This is a genomic window from Sediminivirga luteola, from assembly GCF_014639315.1.
Lineage (GTDB): Bacteria > Actinomycetota > Actinomycetes > Actinomycetales > Brevibacteriaceae > Sediminivirga > Sediminivirga luteola.
The window spans coordinates 42265-57618 of record NZ_BMFY01000002.1; the positions used below are offsets into that span (position 1 = coordinate 42265).

The following is a 15354-nucleotide window of genomic DNA, read 5'->3' on the forward strand; positions in this document are numbered from 1 at the left end:
CATGTCCGGCAATCCCTACGACTCCATTGCCCGGGTGCCATCGTTCACGCTGAACAGCGAGGACATCTCGGACGCCGCTCAGCTGCCGTCCGGGCAGGTGAGCGGGATCTTCGGCGCCGGCGGCACCGACACCAGCCCGCAGCTGAGCTGGTCCGGGTTCCCGTCCGGCACGAAGAGCTTCCTGGTCACGGTCTATGACCCCGATGCGCCCACGGCCAGCGGGTTCTGGCACTGGGCGGTGGCCGGGATCCCCTCATCCGTGACCGAGCTGCCCCGGGGCGCCGGAGACGAGAACGGCTCCCTGCTGCCGCCGGGCGCCTGGCAGCTGCGGAACGACGCGGGACTCGCCCGGTACCTGGGAGCCGCTCCCCCGGCAGGACACGGCCGGCACACGTACTGGACCGCGGTCCACGCGCTCGACGTCGACGACCTGGGCGTGTCCCGCGACGCCACTCCGGCGTTCCTCATGTTCAATGCTTCCGGCCACACGCTGGCCCGCGCCGTGCTCGCGCCGTGGTGGGAAGCGCACTGACGCTCCCGCCGGCTCTCGCGCCACGCCGAATGCCCGTGCCGGGTGCCGTGCACAAGGCGAAGGGCCCTGCCGCGGGCTCGTAAGCGGCAGGGCCCTTCGTGAGAGACCGCGCGTCATCGACGCGGTGCGCCTCTCGTGCGAAGGCGGTCGGTCCTCCTGGCTCTAGGGAGACCGGCCGCCTCGTCTCGGCGGGGATCACACGGGGAGCGGAAGGGATCGGCTCGGGTCAGGCGAGTCCCAGGCGCGAACGCAGCCTGCTCACCTGATCCTTCAGCTCCGCGGGCACGTGGTCCCCGAGCTCCCGGTACCAGTCCTCGATGTCCTCCAGCTCGGCAGCCCATTCCTCAGGGCGTACCGCGAGCGCGTTGGCCACCTGTTCCTCGGTGATACCCAGGCCCTCGATGTCCAGCTCGCCCGGTGCCGGGGAAATGCCGATGGCGGTCTCGGTGCCGGTGGCACGCCCGGAGAGCCGGTCCACGATCCACTTCAGCACCCGGCTGTTCTCGGAGAATCCCGGCCAGAGGAAGCTCTTGTCCTCCGCGCGGCGGAACCAGTTGACGTAGAAGATCGCCGGGAGCTTCGCTCCGCGGGTGGCGCCGATGTTCAGCCAATGCTGGAAGTAGTCGCCGACGTTGTAGCCGATGAAGGGGCGCATCGCCATCGGGTCGCGACGGACCACGCCCACCTGACCGGTAGCCGCGGCGGTGGTCTCCGAGGAAAGCACCGAACCCATGAAGACGCCGTGCGCCCAGTCGAAGGTCTGGGTGACGAGCGGCATGGTGGTCTTGCGGCGGCCGCCGAAGAGGATCGCGTCGATCGGAACGCCGTCGGGGTTCTGCCACTCCTCCGCCAGAGTCGGCACGTTCTCCATCGGCGTGCAGAAACGGGAGTTCGGGTGCGCAGCCGGCCTCTCCGACTCCGGCGTCCAGTCGTCACCGCGCCAGTCGGTCAGATGGGCGGGCTCCTCCTCGGTCATTCCCTCCCACCAGACATCGCCGTCGTCGGTGAGCGCCACGTTCGTGAAGATGCTGTTGCCGGCCTCGATGGCCTCCATCGCGACGGGATTGGTGTGGCGGCCGGTACCGGGGGCCACACCGAACAGGCCGGCCTCCGGGTTGACCGCGTACAGACGTCCGTCCTCGCCGAATCGCATCCAGGCGATGTCGTCACCCAGGGTCTCGGCTTTCCAGCCGGGCAGGGTGGGCTTGATCATGGCCAGGTTGGTCTTGCCGCATGCCGAGGGGAAGGCGGCGGCGACGTACTTGACCTCGCCTTCCGGGCTGGTCAGCTTGAGGATGAGCATGTGCTCGGCCAGCCAGCCCTCGTCACGGGCGATGGCGGAGGCGATCCGGAGGGCGTAGCACTTCTTGCCCAGGAGCGCGTTGCCGCCGTACCCCGAGCCGTAGGACCAGATGGACCGTTCCTCCGGGAAGTGGGAGATGTACTTGGTGGTGTTGCACGGCCACGGCACATCGTCCTCACCCGGCGCCAGAGGCGCGCCGACGGAGTGCACGCACTCGACGAACTCAGCGTCCAGCTCACCCATGCGGTCCAGGATGTGCTGTCCGGCACGAGCCATGATCAGCATCGAGAGGACGACATACGGGGAGTCGGTGACCTCGATCCCGAACTTGGGGTCCTTGGCGTCGGCGTGGCCCATCACGAAGGGAATGACGTACATGGTCCGGCCGGCCATGGACCCGGCGAACAGCTCGGACAGCGTCCGCTTCATCTCCCCCGGGTCCACCCAGTTGTTGAGCGGCCCCGCGTCTTCCTCGCGCTCGCTGCAGATGAAGGTGCGGTCTTCCACTCGCGCGACGTCGTCCGGATCAGAGGCGGCATAGTAGGAGTTGGGCTTCTTCGCCAGAGGCTTGAGCGTACCGGCTTCCACCAGCTCGGCTGCCAGGCTGCGCTTCTCCTCGGCGGTGCCGGTCACCCAGTGCACCCGCTCGGGGGCGGTGAGCGTCGCGATCGACTGGACGAAATCCAGGATCCTGCGGTTCGACGTCGGAGCTGAGCTGAGCAGATCGGTTTCGACGACGGTCATTGAGAACTCCTGTGGTTGCCGGACGTCCGGGACGGTGAGCGCTCCCGGGGGTGTTATTCAGGCTAGGAGGGTTGCCTGCCGCTCTGGTCGGGGATGAGGCGCAAAGAGCCTGTGCGGTAGATCACAGTTAGGTCACGACAGCCGCTTTAAGGTCATATGTCTGATTGATTTTGCCATGACAATGAACAAAACAGTCAGAACTCTGTGATCGACTGAGTCATAGGCGGGGGAAGAGCCGGACCAACCGCACCAAGCGCCCCCCTCCCCCCGATGGGCAGCTCAGTACTCGTGCGGCACCCGGCGAGGGTTTGGCATCGCCTACGGATGTGTGTAGACTCGTTGAGTCGTGGAGGAAGCTCCGCCGGCGCCATTAGCTCAACGGATAGAGCATCTGACTACGGATCAGAAGGTTGGGGGTTCGAATCCCTCATGGCGCGCAGCAGAAACCGGCCCTGACCAGCACACAAGCTGGCAGGGCCGGTTTCTTATACCGCGCCTCAGGCCCGCGGCCGTCCGCTTCAGCGACTCAGCCTCTTGACACTTATCGTTTTTCGATACAGTATCGAAAAACGATATATTGACTAACGATAAGTCCGGAGGCGAACATGAGTCCCAGCACAGATCCCGCACGTAGTGGCACCGGCAAGCCTCGCGCAAAGGGTGCGGGCGCGGGCGGCGAGTACCTCGTCCTCCTCCCCGCGGTATTCCTTGCCGGCGACGTCCTCGGCAGCATCGTCCGGGCCGTCAGGCACCGGGAACTGGATGTCACGCTCGACTTCACCGATGACGCAGCCGCCAGCGCCCTTACCGAGGGCACGGCAGTCCCCCTACGGGGCATGGCGGAACTCAGCATTCCGTTCGGCGACCTGGCCGGCGTCACCATCGGCATGCTGATCGCGGCCAAGATCATCCTCGTCCTCGGGCTCATCATCTGCTCCTGGTGGGCAGGGCGCGTACTGAACCGCGTCGCCGAGGGCCGGGCCTTCGCCGACCAGCCCATCATCGACCTCGGCCGCATCTTCTGGGTTGGGGGCTCCACGCTCATGCTCCACGGCGGGCTGCTCCTCCTGGGCAGCAATCTGGCGACCCGGGATCTGGGCCTCGCCGAACACGTGAACAACAGCGTGTCCACGCTGGACATCTTCACGGCGCTGGCGATCCTAGGTGCCGTCGAGGTCGTGCGCCGCGCGTTCGTCTCCGGGAAGAAGGCCCACGACGAGCTGGAAGGGGTCATCTGAGGTGTCACCCTCCAGCCCCGCGCCGCACGCGAGAATCGTCTGCCATCTAGACGAACTGCTGCAACGAAGAGGCATGACCCTGACCGAGCTCTCCTCGCAGGTCGGCGTCAGCCTGGCGAATCTCTCGGTGCTGAAGAACAACCGCGCGAAGGCCGTGCGTTACACCACCCTCGTCGCCCTGTGCCAGGCGCTCGACTGCCAACCCGGCGACCTGTTCACGATGGAGGCCGTGGCTGACGTGCCAGGCCACGACTGAGGCGCGGCGAGAGCACGCGGGCATGGAAGCGGGGCGCCCCGCATACGCGAGACGCCCCACATCCTTGTGCTAGTGCTTGCCGGTCAACCGTTCTGACGGCGGCTGACGCACAGGGCTGCTGCGCCGGCTGCGATCAGCGCCAAGCCCGCGCCCAGACCAGCCAGCTCGGCACCAGTCCGCGGCAGGCTACTACCCCCACCGCCACCGGAACCGTTATCACCGCCGGAGCCAGAACCGCCGTCACCGTCGCCGGAGCCGGGCTGACCCGGATCGGCGTCCTCTGCGACCTCGAACGACGCCGACAGATCCGTGCCTTCCACACCCACGGTGTAGCTACCCACATACACGGCAGGGTTGGCCGGGTTGTCCCCATAGATCACGAACTCCGCCACACCCTCAGCATTCACTTCAACCGTCTCAGACAGGCCCGTGACGTCGCTGCCGTCAGGGACCACGGTGAACGTCACGCTCTCACCGGCGGTGAACCCGCTCGCGGTGGCCCTCACGCCCTGCTCCGGATCCACGAACGCCTCCGGAGTGACCCGCTCCGGTGCCACGCTCAACGCCGGCTCGGCCGGGGCGTCATCGGCGAGGACCTCGAACGGCGTGGAGAACACCACTGTCTCACCCTGGAACACCGTGAACGTGTGCTCACCGGCGTCGATCTCCGGGACGGTGAACCTCACCGCACCCCCGTCCACCGTGGCGGTGCCCAGGTCGACCGGGTCGGAGTTGAACTGGCCGCGGAGCTCTTCACCTTCGTACTCCTCCAGTCCGGTGACGGTGATCGGGTCACCGGGATGACCGGAGGTGACATCCACCTGGATACCGGTACCGGGCTCAGTCGGATCCGTCGTCGGCTCGGGCTCAGTCGGATCCGTCGTGGGCTCGGTCGGTGCCGGGGTGGTCGGCTCCGGCTCCGTGGGTGCCGGGGTCGTCGGTTCCGGTTCGGTCGGGTCCGTGGTGGGCTCCGGCTCCGTCGGGTCCGTGGTGGGTTCCGGCTCCGTGGGTGCCGGGGTGGTCGGCTCCGGCTCCGTCGGCTCAGGGGACGGTCCCGGTTCCGTGCCGTCGAACAGGCCCACGATGAGCGGATCGTGGTCCGAGGCGCGGAACGGATCCGGTGCGTACAGCTCGGCGACGTTGTAGTTGTACCGGCTGTACTCGTAGGCGACGGCCTCCACCGAGTTGATCTGCCAGATATCGGCTCCCTGCACCGCGTCCCGGGCAGGGCCCTCCAGCGCCAGGATGTGGTCCAGGCTCCCGGTGCGTCCGCTGAACACGTAGGTGGACTTGTCCGTGAGCTCCTGGCCGATGTTGTGGTAACCGGCCTCGTAGAACACCTGCATCGGGTCTTCCTCCGTGTAGGAGTTGAAGTCACCCAGCAGATAGACGCTCTCAGTCCCCAGCTCCTCGCGCAGCTCCTCGGCGAAGGACACCAGCGCGGTCGCCTGCGCGACGCGGTCCGCGTTCGAGGCGCCCTGGCCGTCACCGGTGTCCTCATTGCCCGGACCCGAGCCGGAACCCTTGGACTTGAAGTGGTTCACGATGGCCAGGAACGCGTTCTCCTCCTCCGGCTCCCCCGAGGCGTCCAGCGGGGCGAAGGCCTGCGCGAGCGGGGCCCGCGCGTTGTGGAAGGCGTCGTCGATCTGCGCCGCCGAGTCTCCGAGGGGAGCGACCTCCGCGGGCTGGTAGATGAAGGCGGTGCGGATGACATCGTCGTTCTCCGGCAGTTGCTCCGGCGAGCGGATGTAATCCCACCTCTCCTCACCGGCGTGCTCGTTGAGCGCCTCGACCAGCTGCGCCAGCGCGGCATCGCGGTCCAGATCGAAGCGGCTGGAGTTCTCGATCTCCTCCAGCGACAGCACCGAGGTGTCCATGCGGTTGATGGCCTCGACGATCTTCGCCTGCTGCCGCTCGAAGCTCTCCGCGTTCGCCGCGCCGCGGGCATCGCAGCCGCCGCGGACCGTGACCGGATTGCCTTCGCGGTCGTTGTAGTACTGGCAGCCGTCCAGCTGATCGCCTGTGGTGATGAAGTAGTTCAGCACGTTGAAGCTGGCCAGAGTGATCCGCCCCGGCACCTCCAGCGGCGCGTCCTGACGGGTGTCCTCGATCAGCACCGGCTGCGCTGCCTCCGCATTGTCCCCGGTCAGCTGCTCGAGCGGCTGGAACCGCCAGGCGTCGAAGCCGTAGCCGAGGACGACCGGCGAGGTGAAGGACACCTGCGCGCCGACCCGCGGGGAAGCTTCCGGGTACAGGTACGGAAACGGCGTGCCCTGCGCCTGGCTGTTGTTCATGTAGTTCCAGCTGCTGCCATCGTCCAGAATGACCTCGCGCTCGGCGTTCTCCGCCTCGACGGCGAGGGCCTCGTCCGAGAGCGGCGGGGCCACATCGGTCGGCTGGCGCAGCGGCTCCTCGCCGAGGGCCAGGAGCAGCTCACCGTACTGGTTCGCCTGGTAGTTGTCGCTGACGGTGAAGACGTCCTCCGGCTGCAGCAGCATGCCCTCCAGCGCCTCCCGCTCTTCATCGGTCAGCGGGAACGAGGCGACGGGCTTGGGTGCTTCGACGGCCTCGTCCAGGACGCTCGCGCCGCCGGCGGCGACGGTGATCTGAGTCTGCCCGTAGTACTCCGAGACCTGACCGGTGACCTCGACGTATTGGCCGGTCTGCACGTCGTTCACCGTGGCCGAGGAGTACACGAAGATGCCGTCGGAGGCCTCCCGCTCCTCCTCGCCGCCCGTGCCGGGCGTCTGGATGAAGTACCCGTTCAGCCCGCCCGTGGGGTAGGCGGCGGTGACCACGCCGCGGGTGGTGACGGTCTGGCCCTGCAGGGGGCTCTCCTCCCCGGTGCCCTGGATCTCCGCGATGGCGGTGACCTCGCCGGGCTCGACCGGCGGCTCAGTCGGTTCGGCGCCGGGTCCGCCGGGCAGCGTGCCGGGGGTCGGAGCCGCCGAGGTCCAGCTGCCGTCGACGAGCTGGATGCTCTCCCCGGAGGCGGCGACGGCACCCGTCGGGCTCGCCTCCACTCCGACGACCGCCGCTGGGGTCTGACCGCCGGCAGCACCAGTGACGCCGCGGCCGCCGGCAACGCCGCCGATCTGCTGGAAGTCGTGGAGCGTACCTTCGGCGTCGATGACGAAAGCGCTCGCGCCATACGAACCGTCGGCGGCGGCACCGCTGTTCACGCTGTTGGTGATCTGCACCTCGACCGCGAGGGCGCCGGACTCACCGACCTGTGTGCCCTCGGGCAAGGTGACCAGGTAGTCCGCGGCCTGCACGCTGCCGCCGCGAGTCACCGAGCCGACCGTCCAGCCGGACAGGTCGGTGCCGGGGTCAGCAGCGACCTCGATGAAGTCCGCCGGGAGGGTGTAGCCGATCTCGGTGATCGCGGCCGGGTCGGGCAGATCCGGGACGGTGGCGGCGGTGGCCGCGGGGGCGAATCCGACGGCGAGGACGGTCGCGGCTGCGGCGGCACCCGCGGTGAGAATGGGCTTGCGGGTACGCGGCGGCACGCCGCCCGTACCCTGGGGGATGGATCCGGGCATGGGAGCACTCCTGAAGTCAGGCACGGATGGGTGACTAGAGCGTAACGCAAGGCTCCCTGGGAACAGGTGGCCTTCAGTTGAACAGCGCGCGAACGCCCAAGACCCGCCCGCGCCCCATCCACCGCGGCACCGCGGAAAACCACTGCCCGGCCGGTCCGGCACAACGGCATCGGCGTCGCGATCGTGCCGCCGGCCACGGCATCGGCGCCAGTGGAAACCTGGCCGAAACATCCTTGACACAGGTCCTATACACGCGTGGAGAAGAATCGACACGGACCACGCTCCCGGCCCGCGAAAGCGGCCATCGACCCTCAAGCCCGCAAAGGATCCGCCCGTGAGCGAGACGACCGCCATCGACTTCCTGTACCTCTCCGAGCCGGACATGATCCGGGCCGGCGTGACCGATATGGCCGCCTGCGTGGACACGATGGAGGAGACGCTCGCGCTCCTGCACGCCGGGGACTACCGGATGGCCGGAGCCAACAACGACTCCCACGGCGCCATGATCGGCTTCCCCGAGCAGCCCGCGTTCCCGGGCATGCCCGCGCACGGCCCCGACCGCCGCTTCATGGCCATGCCGGCCTACCTGGGCGGCCGCTTCGGCACCACCGGGGTGAAGTGGTACGGCTCGAACGCCGCCAACCGCGACCGCGGCCTGCCCAGGTCCATCCACGTCTTCGTCCTCAACGACACCGAGACCGGCGCGCCGCTGGCCCTCATGTCCGCCAACCTCCTCTCCGCCTACCGGACCGGCGCCATCCCGGGAGTCGGCGCACGGCACCTCGCCCGCCCGGACGCCACGACCGTGGGCATCCTGGGACCGGGCGTGATGGCGCGGACTTCACTGGCGGCGTTCCTCGTCGCCCGGCCCGGCATCCACACGGTCAAGGTCCTCGGCCGCGGCGAGCGCAGCATGCGCGCCTTCACTACCTGGCTGGCGGAGGAGTTCCCGCAGATCAGCACCGTCACACCGGTCTCGAGTGTGGAGGAGGTGGTGCGCGGCAGCGATATCGTGACTTTCTGCGCCACCGGCCGCGCCGACACCGTCGCGGAGTTCCCCACCGTGCGACGGGAGTGGGTCAAGCCCGGCGCGTTCCTGAGCATGCCGGCGACGTGCAACATCGACGACGCCCTCACCGCGCCCAATGTCCGCAAGGTGGTCGACAACTCCGGCATGTACGAGGCCTGGGCCGCCGAGTTCCCCTACCCGACGCACCCTGAGGTGGGCATCATCGGCACCAAGTTCACGGATCTGATCGCCGAGGGCACGATGGACAGGACGCAGATGGAGGACATCGGCGCCATCATCACCGGCGAGGCGCCCGGGCGGAAGGACAATGAGGAGATCGTCGTGTTCTCCGTCGGCGGGATGCCGGTGGAGGACGTCGCCTGGGCCACGACGCTTTACCGGCGGGCGGTGGCAGAGGGCATCGGCGTCCGCCTGAACCTCTGGGATGCGCCTGCGCTGGCGTGAGCGGGCAGAATCACGACCAGGACCAGACGAGGAACGACGCCAGACGACGCGAGGGACGATGACTCAGACACGAGTGGACGTGGCCGTGGTGGGCCTGGGCAGCATGGGCGCGATGGCGCTGTGGCAGCTGGCCAAGCGCAATGCCCGCAGCGGCAGCAGCCGGATGACGCTGCTGGGGATCGAGCAGTACGGAGGCGTTCACGCCGCCGGCGCCTACGCCGGGGAGTCCCGCCTGTTCCGCGTCGCCGCCAAGGAGGGCCGGCTCTACACCCCGGCGCTGCTGCACGCGCGCCGGTTGTGGCAGGAACTCGGCGCCTCCACCGGCCGTGACCTGCTCATCCAGGCCGGGGCCCTGAGCATCGGCCCGGCTGGGCACGGGGACCTGGAGGCGACGCTCGCCTCGATCGCCGAGCACGAGCTGCCCCATGAGGTGCTCGACCACGCGGAACTGCGCGAGCGGTACCCGCAGTTCGCCGTGCGCGAGGAGGACATCGGCGTGCTGGATACCCTGGGCGGCGCGGTCCGCCCGGAGGCAGCCGTCCTGGCGGCGATGGAACAGGCGCTCGAGCACGGCGCGCAGGTCGCCACCGGCACCGAGGTCACCGCGATCGAACCGGAGCGGGACGGCGTGCTCATCACGACCGCCGCCGGTGAGCGCATCCGCGCCGGACGCGCCGTGGTCACGGCCGGGCCCTGGACCACCCGCCTGCTGCCTGAGCTGAGCGAGCTGATCGAGGTGGTCAGCTACGCGCTCACCTGGCTCATGCCGCGGCACATCGAGCATTTCACTCCGTCCCGGTTCCCCGGCTTCATGCGGGACCTCGACGAGGTGCACGCCTTCGGCGTCCCCACGCTCGACGGCTACAGCATCAAGATCTGTCCCCATGTGGACCTGCCCGCCGGGACGGACATCGGCGGCCTGACCCTCACCCTGGACCGGGAGCAGCTGCGCTGGGCCGGGGAGCAGGCCCGGCGGATGATCCCCGATCTGATGCCCGAGCCGGTGCGCTGGTCCGTGCACCCGGAAGGCCGCACGGCCGACAAGATGCCCGTGATCGACACCCTGGCGGACGGGCGGATCGTGGTGGCCGGCGGGATGAGCGGCAACGGCTTCAAGTTCGCGCCGGTCTACGGCCAGGCGCTCGCCGAGCTGGCGCTGGATGGCGCGAGCGAGTGGCGGCACGAGGAGTTCACCGTGGCCGCGCATCAGCGCCGGCGGGAATCCTGTGCGCAACCGCCTGAGAGGGGCACAGACCGCTAGGATGAAGGGCGTGACTCTCCTCGCCCCGCTTCCCGATGGCCGCACGCCCACCGCTCTGATCTTCGACTTCGACGGGACCATCTGCGACTCCGCACCCGGGGTGTTCGTCTCGCTCAACGCCGCGTTCCGCGAGCTCGGCCTGCCCGAACTGCCGGACGAGGAACTGCGGGAGTGGATCGGCCCGCCCACGCAGGTGTCCTTCCGCGAGCGCCTGGGCATGGACCCCGAGGCGGCGGAGGCGGCCCGCCAGGTGTTCCGCCGCCACTACGACGAGCTGGGCATGGAGCTGAGCCGTCCGTTCCCCGAGGTGCCCGAGCTGATCCTGGAGCTCGCCGGCCGCGGCGTGCCCCTGGGCATCGCCACCTCCAAGCCCGAGTTCGCCGCCCGTGCCCTGCTGGAGCAGTACGGCCTGGCCGATTCCTTCCAGGCGATCTCCGGTGCCAGCGCCGATGAGAAACTCAGCTCCAAGGCGTATGTCCTCGGCCGCGCACTGGAGGGCCTGCAGGCGCGGGACGCCGATGTCTCCCTGCCGGTGCTCATCGGGGACCGCATCCACGACGTCGAGGGCGGACTGGAGCACGGCGTGGGCACCATCGCGGTCGCCTGGGGCTACGGCCGCGAGGAGGAGTGGGCCGATGCTCTCGCCCGCGTCGCCACCCCCGCCGAGCTCCGCGCCCTCCTGCTGGGCTGACACGACCGCCGGGCCGGTGCGGCTCAGGTGCCCAGGTATCGTCCGGGGCGGTGGTTGAAGGCCAGCACGATGTTGAGCACGACCGCCCCGGCGACGGAGAGCAGCACCAGTGGCGGGGAGACCACCGCGAAGGCGGCCAGCACGACCGCCAGGTCCAGGCTCAGCTGCACATAGCCGGCCCGCCAGCCCAGGCGTTCCTGCGCCAGCAGCGCGAGCACGTTGAAGCCGCCCAGGCTGCCACGATGCCGGAAGACGACCAGGAGCCCCACCCCGATGATGAGGTTGCCGGCGAGCGCCGCGTAGACGGGGTGGATCTCGATGCTGCCTATGGCGCGCGGGTGCAGCGCTGACAGGGCCGAGACGAGGCAGACAGCCAGGAGCGTGCGCAGCGTGAAGCTCCAGCCCTTCTTCCACACCGCGAGCGCCAGGAACGGCAGGTTCACCACGACGAACAGCACCTCGAAGGGCGCCGATGTGGCGTATGTGAGCAGGAGCGAGAGCCCCGCGGTACCGCCGGTGACCGTTTCGCTGTCCTGGAGCAGGAACAACCCGAAGGACACCAGGAAGGTGCCGGTCAGGAAACCCAGGACGTCTTCGGGGACACTGTGCTTCAGCGTCTCCGGCGAAGGAGGCGGGGGCGGTGACGGCGCGGACATGCACACGATGATCTCATGGGCACCCTCACAGCTCCGGGGTACGGGGCGGCGGGACGCGCCGGGAGCCGGTGCGCTCGAACGCCACGGCCAGCCGCAGCAGCGCCGCATCGTCATAGGCGCGGCCGGCGAAGGTCAGGCCCACCGGCATGCCCGTGTCGGACATCAGCCCCATCGGCACCGTGACGGTCGGGATGCCCAGATGCCGGATCACGAGATTGCCGTTCGAGACCCAGACCCCGTTGCGCCAGCCCAGGTCGGCGGAGTCCGGATCGACGTCCATATCGGCGGGACCGACATCGGCGGCGGCCGGGAAGACCACGGCGTCCAGGCCAAGCCCGGTCATCCAGTCTTCCAGGTCGATCCGCCGGGTCTCTTCCAGCCCCCGCAGCCCTTCGGGCAGATGCGGGATCTCGGTGCAGGAGCGGTACCGCCGCCGGCGCACCAGCTCGGGATACTCGGCGATGTCGTCGTCGAAGCCGTGATAGCGGTCCGGCAGCGCGCCGTCGGGATGCGGGAAGATCGCCGCGCCGTCCACCTGGGTGAGGCTGTGCAGCACCGGATCGCCGTTGGCGGCCAGGAAATCGTCCCAGGCCCAGGCCGAGAGGTCCATGACCTCGCAGGTCAGGTACTCCGGACTCACCAGGCCGCGGGTGCGGATGGTCGGCGCGCCGGGCCGGTCGCCCTCGTAGTTGGTGACGGCGGGGAAATCGACCTCGACGACCTCAGCGCCGGCCGCCTGCAGGTCCCTGCGGGCCGCCTCCCACAGCTCGATGACCGAGGCGCGGGTCTCGATCCGCTGACCCGTCGGGCCGCCGATGCCGCCGTCCTCCGCGGTGCCGGCCTCGGCGTCGGCGTTGATATACATCCGGGGCACCCCGAGACGCATCCCGGCCAGGGAGGCGTGCCGGGCGAGCGCCGGATAGGAGCCCGGGCGCACGGCCGAGGCCCGTGGCAGCGGGATCCACGGCTGGGTCCGCCAGAAGTCACCGCGGGTCTCGTGGTCGTCGGCGACCAGGACGTCCAGCAGTTCCAGGAGATCGGCCATGGTGCGGGTGTGCGGCACGACGACGTCCATCGTCGGCACCAGCGGCCAGTTCCCGCGGATGGAGATGACGCCCCGGCTGGGCGTGTAAGCGCACAGCGCGTTGTTGGAGGCCGGGGCACGGCCGCTGGACCAGGTCTCCTCGGCCAGGCCGAAGGCCGCGAAGCTGGCCGCGGTCGCCACCCCGGAGCCGTTCGAGGAGCCGGAGGCGAAGGCGGCCGGCAGATAGTCCGGGTTGTAGGGCGACTCCGCCCGGCCGTAGACGCCGCGCTGCATGCCCCCGTTGGCCATCGGCGGCATATTCGTCAGGCCGAGCAGCACCGCGCCGCCGGCGCGCAGCCGCTCGATCGCGAAGGCGTCCCGCTGGGCCACGAGATCCTTGAACGCCGGGGAGCCAGCGGCGACGGTGAGCCCGCGGGCCGCGTAGGAGTCCTTGGCGGTGTACGGGATGCCGTCCAGCGGGCCCAGGGTGCGGCCCGCCGCGCGCCGCTCGTCCGAGGCCCGGGCCTCCTCCAGGGCGTCCGGGTTGAGGACCGGCACCGCGTTCAGCCTGATGCCCTCCCGGTCGTAGCGGGCGATCCGTTCCAGGTAGCCGCGGGTCAGCTCCACCGCAGTGGTGCGGCCGGCCTCCATCGCGGTCCGCAGCTCCGCGATGGAGGCCTCCAGGAGCCTCATGCCGCCACGCTCCCGGCGGCGCCGCGAGGGTCGTGCTCGCCGGTCCGTGCGGCGGGCTGCTGCTGGGTGATGCAGTGCACTCCCCCGCCCCGGGCGAAGAGCTCCCGGGCGTCGACGGTGACCACCCGGCGGCCGGGATAGGCGGCGGCGAGGATCTCCTTGGCCCGGGCATCGGCGTCCGGTTCCCCGAAACCGCAGGCGATGACGCCGTCGTTGACGACCAGGTGGTTGATGTAGCTCCAGTCCACGAACCCCTCGGAGTCCCGGAGGGTGGCGGGCGCCGGCACGTCGATGATCTCCAGTGCCCGGCCGGCGGCGTCGCGCTGCCCCTCCAGCAGAGCGCGCAGCTCCCGGGTGACGGCGTGGTCCGGGTGGGCCGGATCCTCCTGGGCGTGCAGCAGCACGGTGCCCGGCGCCGGGCTGGTCGCGACGATGTCGACGTGGCCGCGGGTGCCGAAGGTGTCGTAGTCCCTCGTCAGGCCGCGCGGCAGCCAGATCACGCGGGAGGCGCCGATGGTGCGGGCCAGTTCCGCCTCCACGCGGGCCTTGTCCGCATGCGGATTGCGGCGCGGATCCAGCTGCACGGTCTCGGTGACCAGGACGGTGCCGTCGCCGTCCACGTGGATGCCGCCGCCTTCGTTGACCAGCAGGGAGGACACCACGGGCACCCCGGCCAGGCCGGCGACGAACCTCGCCAGGTCCTTGTCGTGCTCCCAGCCGGTCCAGTCGTCGTTGCCGCCCCAGCCGTTGAAGATCCAGTCCACCGCCGCCAGGCGGCCGGCCGCATCGTGTACGAACGTGGGACCGGAATCGCGCAGCCAGAAGTCGTCCAGCGGCCGCTCGACGAGCTCGACCGCCGAGCCGAGCAGCTGCCGTGCCCGCGCCGTCTCAGTGGGGTCGGCGATCATCGTGACCGGCTCGAATTCCGCCACGGCCAGGGCCACCGCCGACCAGGCCGCGTACCCGGCTTCCCGCTCGGCCAGGGACGCCCCGAGCGTCTGCCCCTCGCGCGGGAACGCCATCCAGATGCGGTCGTGCGGCCCCGTCTCGGCGGGCATCGTCAGCGGGAGCACCGGCGGCTGGTCCGGCGTCGGCGGCGTGGGCATCGTGTCTCCTGGGGAGTCGGCCGCGGACGGGCCGGGCGGTGCTCCGTCCACGAGTTGTTGATCACTTGACCAATAGCTGTGATGCGCACAACGCTATGGTGGGCGTGTGGCGGTGTCAAGGAATCCATCGGCGTCCCTCCCGGCGAAGCGGCCGGGGACGCCGGCGCGTGGTACCGCGCGGAAGGACCCCGGCCAGCGGGCGGCGGAGATCCGCGCCGCAGCCCGGGAGCTCGCGCTCACCGAGGGCCTGCCCGCGGTGACGCTGCGCGGGGTCGCGGCGCGCGCCGGGGTGACCCCGGGCCTGGTCGGGCATTACGTGACGGGCATGGACGCGCTCGTCGCCGAGGCGTTCACCGCCATCACGGGCGAGGAACTGGACGAGATCCGCGCCCAGCTGGAGGCGCATGCCGACCCGGTCGAGCGGCTGCGAGCGCTCATCGGGACGATGCTGGATGACCGCCGCCGCGATGTGACGGCGGTATGGGTGGACGCCTGGAGCATGGGCCGGCGCTCCGAGCTGCTCGCCGGCGCCGTGCGGGCCCAGATGGACGCCTGGCAGGAGTTCGCGCACAGCGAGATCGCCGCCGGGATCGGCGCGGGACGGTTCAGCGCGCCGGACCCCGATGCGGCGGCTTGGCAGCTCATCGGCATGGTCGACGGGCTGAACGCCCAGGCCCTGGTGCGCTACCGGGACTCGGCTTCCCGGGGCTGGCTCCTTGCCCGTGCGCTGGAGGGCGAGCTCGGGCTGACGCCCGGCACGCTGCAGGACTGATCCGGGCAGACCTCGCTTCGGCGCCGCGACGACGCCAGCGCCCATGCCGGCGCGCACGGCCT

General features: G+C 70.0%; 12 protein-coding genes and 1 tRNA gene. 8 read left to right on the plus strand and 5 right to left on the minus strand.

Annotation, left to right across the window (positions count from 1 at the left end; translation table 11 throughout):
• Nucleotide 1 precedes the first annotated feature (1 nt).
• Nucleotides 2–532, plus strand: a complete 531-nt coding sequence (locus IEW13_RS02010) for a YbhB/YbcL family Raf kinase inhibitor-like protein (protein WP_188549260.1) — start codon at nucleotides 2–4, stop codon at nucleotides 530–532.
• A gap of 226 nt (nucleotides 533–758) precedes the next feature.
• Here IEW13_RS02010 and IEW13_RS02015 read toward each other — a convergent pair whose 3' ends face one another.
• The gene (locus tag IEW13_RS02015; RefSeq protein WP_188549261.1) at nucleotides 759–2579 is read right to left on the minus strand and encodes a phosphoenolpyruvate carboxykinase (GTP); all 1821 of its coding nucleotides are present in this window, start codon (nucleotides 2577–2579) and stop codon (nucleotides 759–761) included.
• A 364-nt stretch (nucleotides 2580–2943) separates the two neighbouring features.
• On the opposite strand from IEW13_RS02015, the gene IEW13_RS02020 reads away from it, so the two are divergent.
• The 3 genes from IEW13_RS02020 to IEW13_RS02030 all read left to right on the plus strand — a co-directional run bounded on the left by IEW13_RS02020 (nucleotide 2944) and on the right by IEW13_RS02030 (nucleotide 4073).
• Nucleotides 2944–3016: transfer RNA gene (locus tag IEW13_RS02020), tRNA-Arg, on the plus strand.
• Nucleotides 3017–3184: 168 nt separating this feature from the next.
• Nucleotides 3185–3817 (plus strand): hypothetical protein, encoded by a 633-nt coding sequence (locus IEW13_RS02025; protein ID WP_188549262.1) that lies wholly within the window; start codon nucleotides 3185–3187, stop codon nucleotides 3815–3817.
• Nucleotide 3818: 1 nt separating this feature from the next.
• Nucleotides 3819–4073 (plus strand): helix-turn-helix domain-containing protein, encoded by a 255-nt coding sequence (locus tag IEW13_RS02030; RefSeq protein WP_268235162.1) that lies wholly within the window; start codon nucleotides 3819–3821, stop codon nucleotides 4071–4073.
• An 83-nt stretch (nucleotides 4074–4156) separates the two neighbouring features.
• Here IEW13_RS02030 and IEW13_RS02035 read toward each other — a convergent pair whose 3' ends face one another.
• Nucleotides 4157–7615 (minus strand): ExeM/NucH family extracellular endonuclease, encoded by a 3459-nt coding sequence (locus IEW13_RS02035; RefSeq protein ID WP_188549264.1) that lies wholly within the window; start codon nucleotides 7613–7615, stop codon nucleotides 4157–4159.
• Nucleotides 7616–7949: 334 nt separating this feature from the next.
• Between IEW13_RS02035 and IEW13_RS02040 the strand changes: the two genes are divergently transcribed.
• From IEW13_RS02040 to IEW13_RS02050, 3 genes are read left to right on the plus strand one after another with little or no spacing between them, the layout of a single operon-like run.
• Nucleotides 7950–9089, plus strand: coding sequence for an ornithine cyclodeaminase family protein (locus IEW13_RS02040; protein WP_188549265.1), 1140 nt, complete (start codon nucleotides 7950–7952; stop codon nucleotides 9087–9089).
• A 58-nt stretch (nucleotides 9090–9147) separates the two neighbouring features.
• Nucleotides 9148–10350 (plus strand): N-methyl-L-tryptophan oxidase, encoded by a 1203-nt coding sequence (solA, locus tag IEW13_RS02045; protein ID WP_188549266.1) that lies wholly within the window; start codon nucleotides 9148–9150, stop codon nucleotides 10348–10350.
• A gap of 10 nt (nucleotides 10351–10360) precedes the next feature.
• Nucleotides 10361–11041 carry an HAD hydrolase-like protein gene (locus IEW13_RS02050; protein ID WP_188549267.1) on the plus strand — a complete coding sequence of 227 codons (681 nt, stop codon included), beginning with the start codon at nucleotides 10361–10363 and terminating at the stop codon, nucleotides 11039–11041.
• A 23-nt stretch (nucleotides 11042–11064) separates the two neighbouring features.
• Here IEW13_RS02050 and IEW13_RS02055 read toward each other — a convergent pair whose 3' ends face one another.
• Genes IEW13_RS02055 through IEW13_RS02065 form a run of 3 tightly spaced genes read right to left on the minus strand, consistent with a single transcriptional unit; the run spans nucleotide 11065 to nucleotide 14520 of the window.
• Nucleotides 11065–11697, minus strand: a complete 633-nt coding sequence (locus IEW13_RS02055) for a YitT family protein (RefSeq protein ID WP_188549268.1) — start codon at nucleotides 11695–11697, stop codon at nucleotides 11065–11067.
• A 25-nt stretch (nucleotides 11698–11722) separates the two neighbouring features.
• Nucleotides 11723–13414, minus strand: coding sequence for an amidase (locus IEW13_RS02060; RefSeq protein ID WP_188549269.1), 1692 nt, complete (start codon nucleotides 13412–13414; stop codon nucleotides 11723–11725).
• Nucleotides 13411–14520 carry an agmatine deiminase family protein gene (locus IEW13_RS02065; protein WP_229744875.1) on the minus strand — a complete coding sequence of 370 codons (1110 nt, stop codon included), beginning with the start codon at nucleotides 14518–14520 and terminating at the stop codon, nucleotides 13411–13413. The genes IEW13_RS02060 and IEW13_RS02065 overlap by 4 nt, the downstream gene beginning before the upstream one ends.
• 106 nt (nucleotides 14521–14626) lie before the next feature.
• Between IEW13_RS02065 and IEW13_RS02070 the strand changes: the two genes are divergently transcribed.
• Nucleotides 14627–15292 carry a TetR/AcrR family transcriptional regulator gene (locus IEW13_RS02070; RefSeq protein ID WP_229744876.1) on the plus strand — a complete coding sequence of 222 codons (666 nt, stop codon included), beginning with the start codon at nucleotides 14627–14629 and terminating at the stop codon, nucleotides 15290–15292.
• Nucleotides 15293–15354 lie beyond the last annotated feature (62 nt).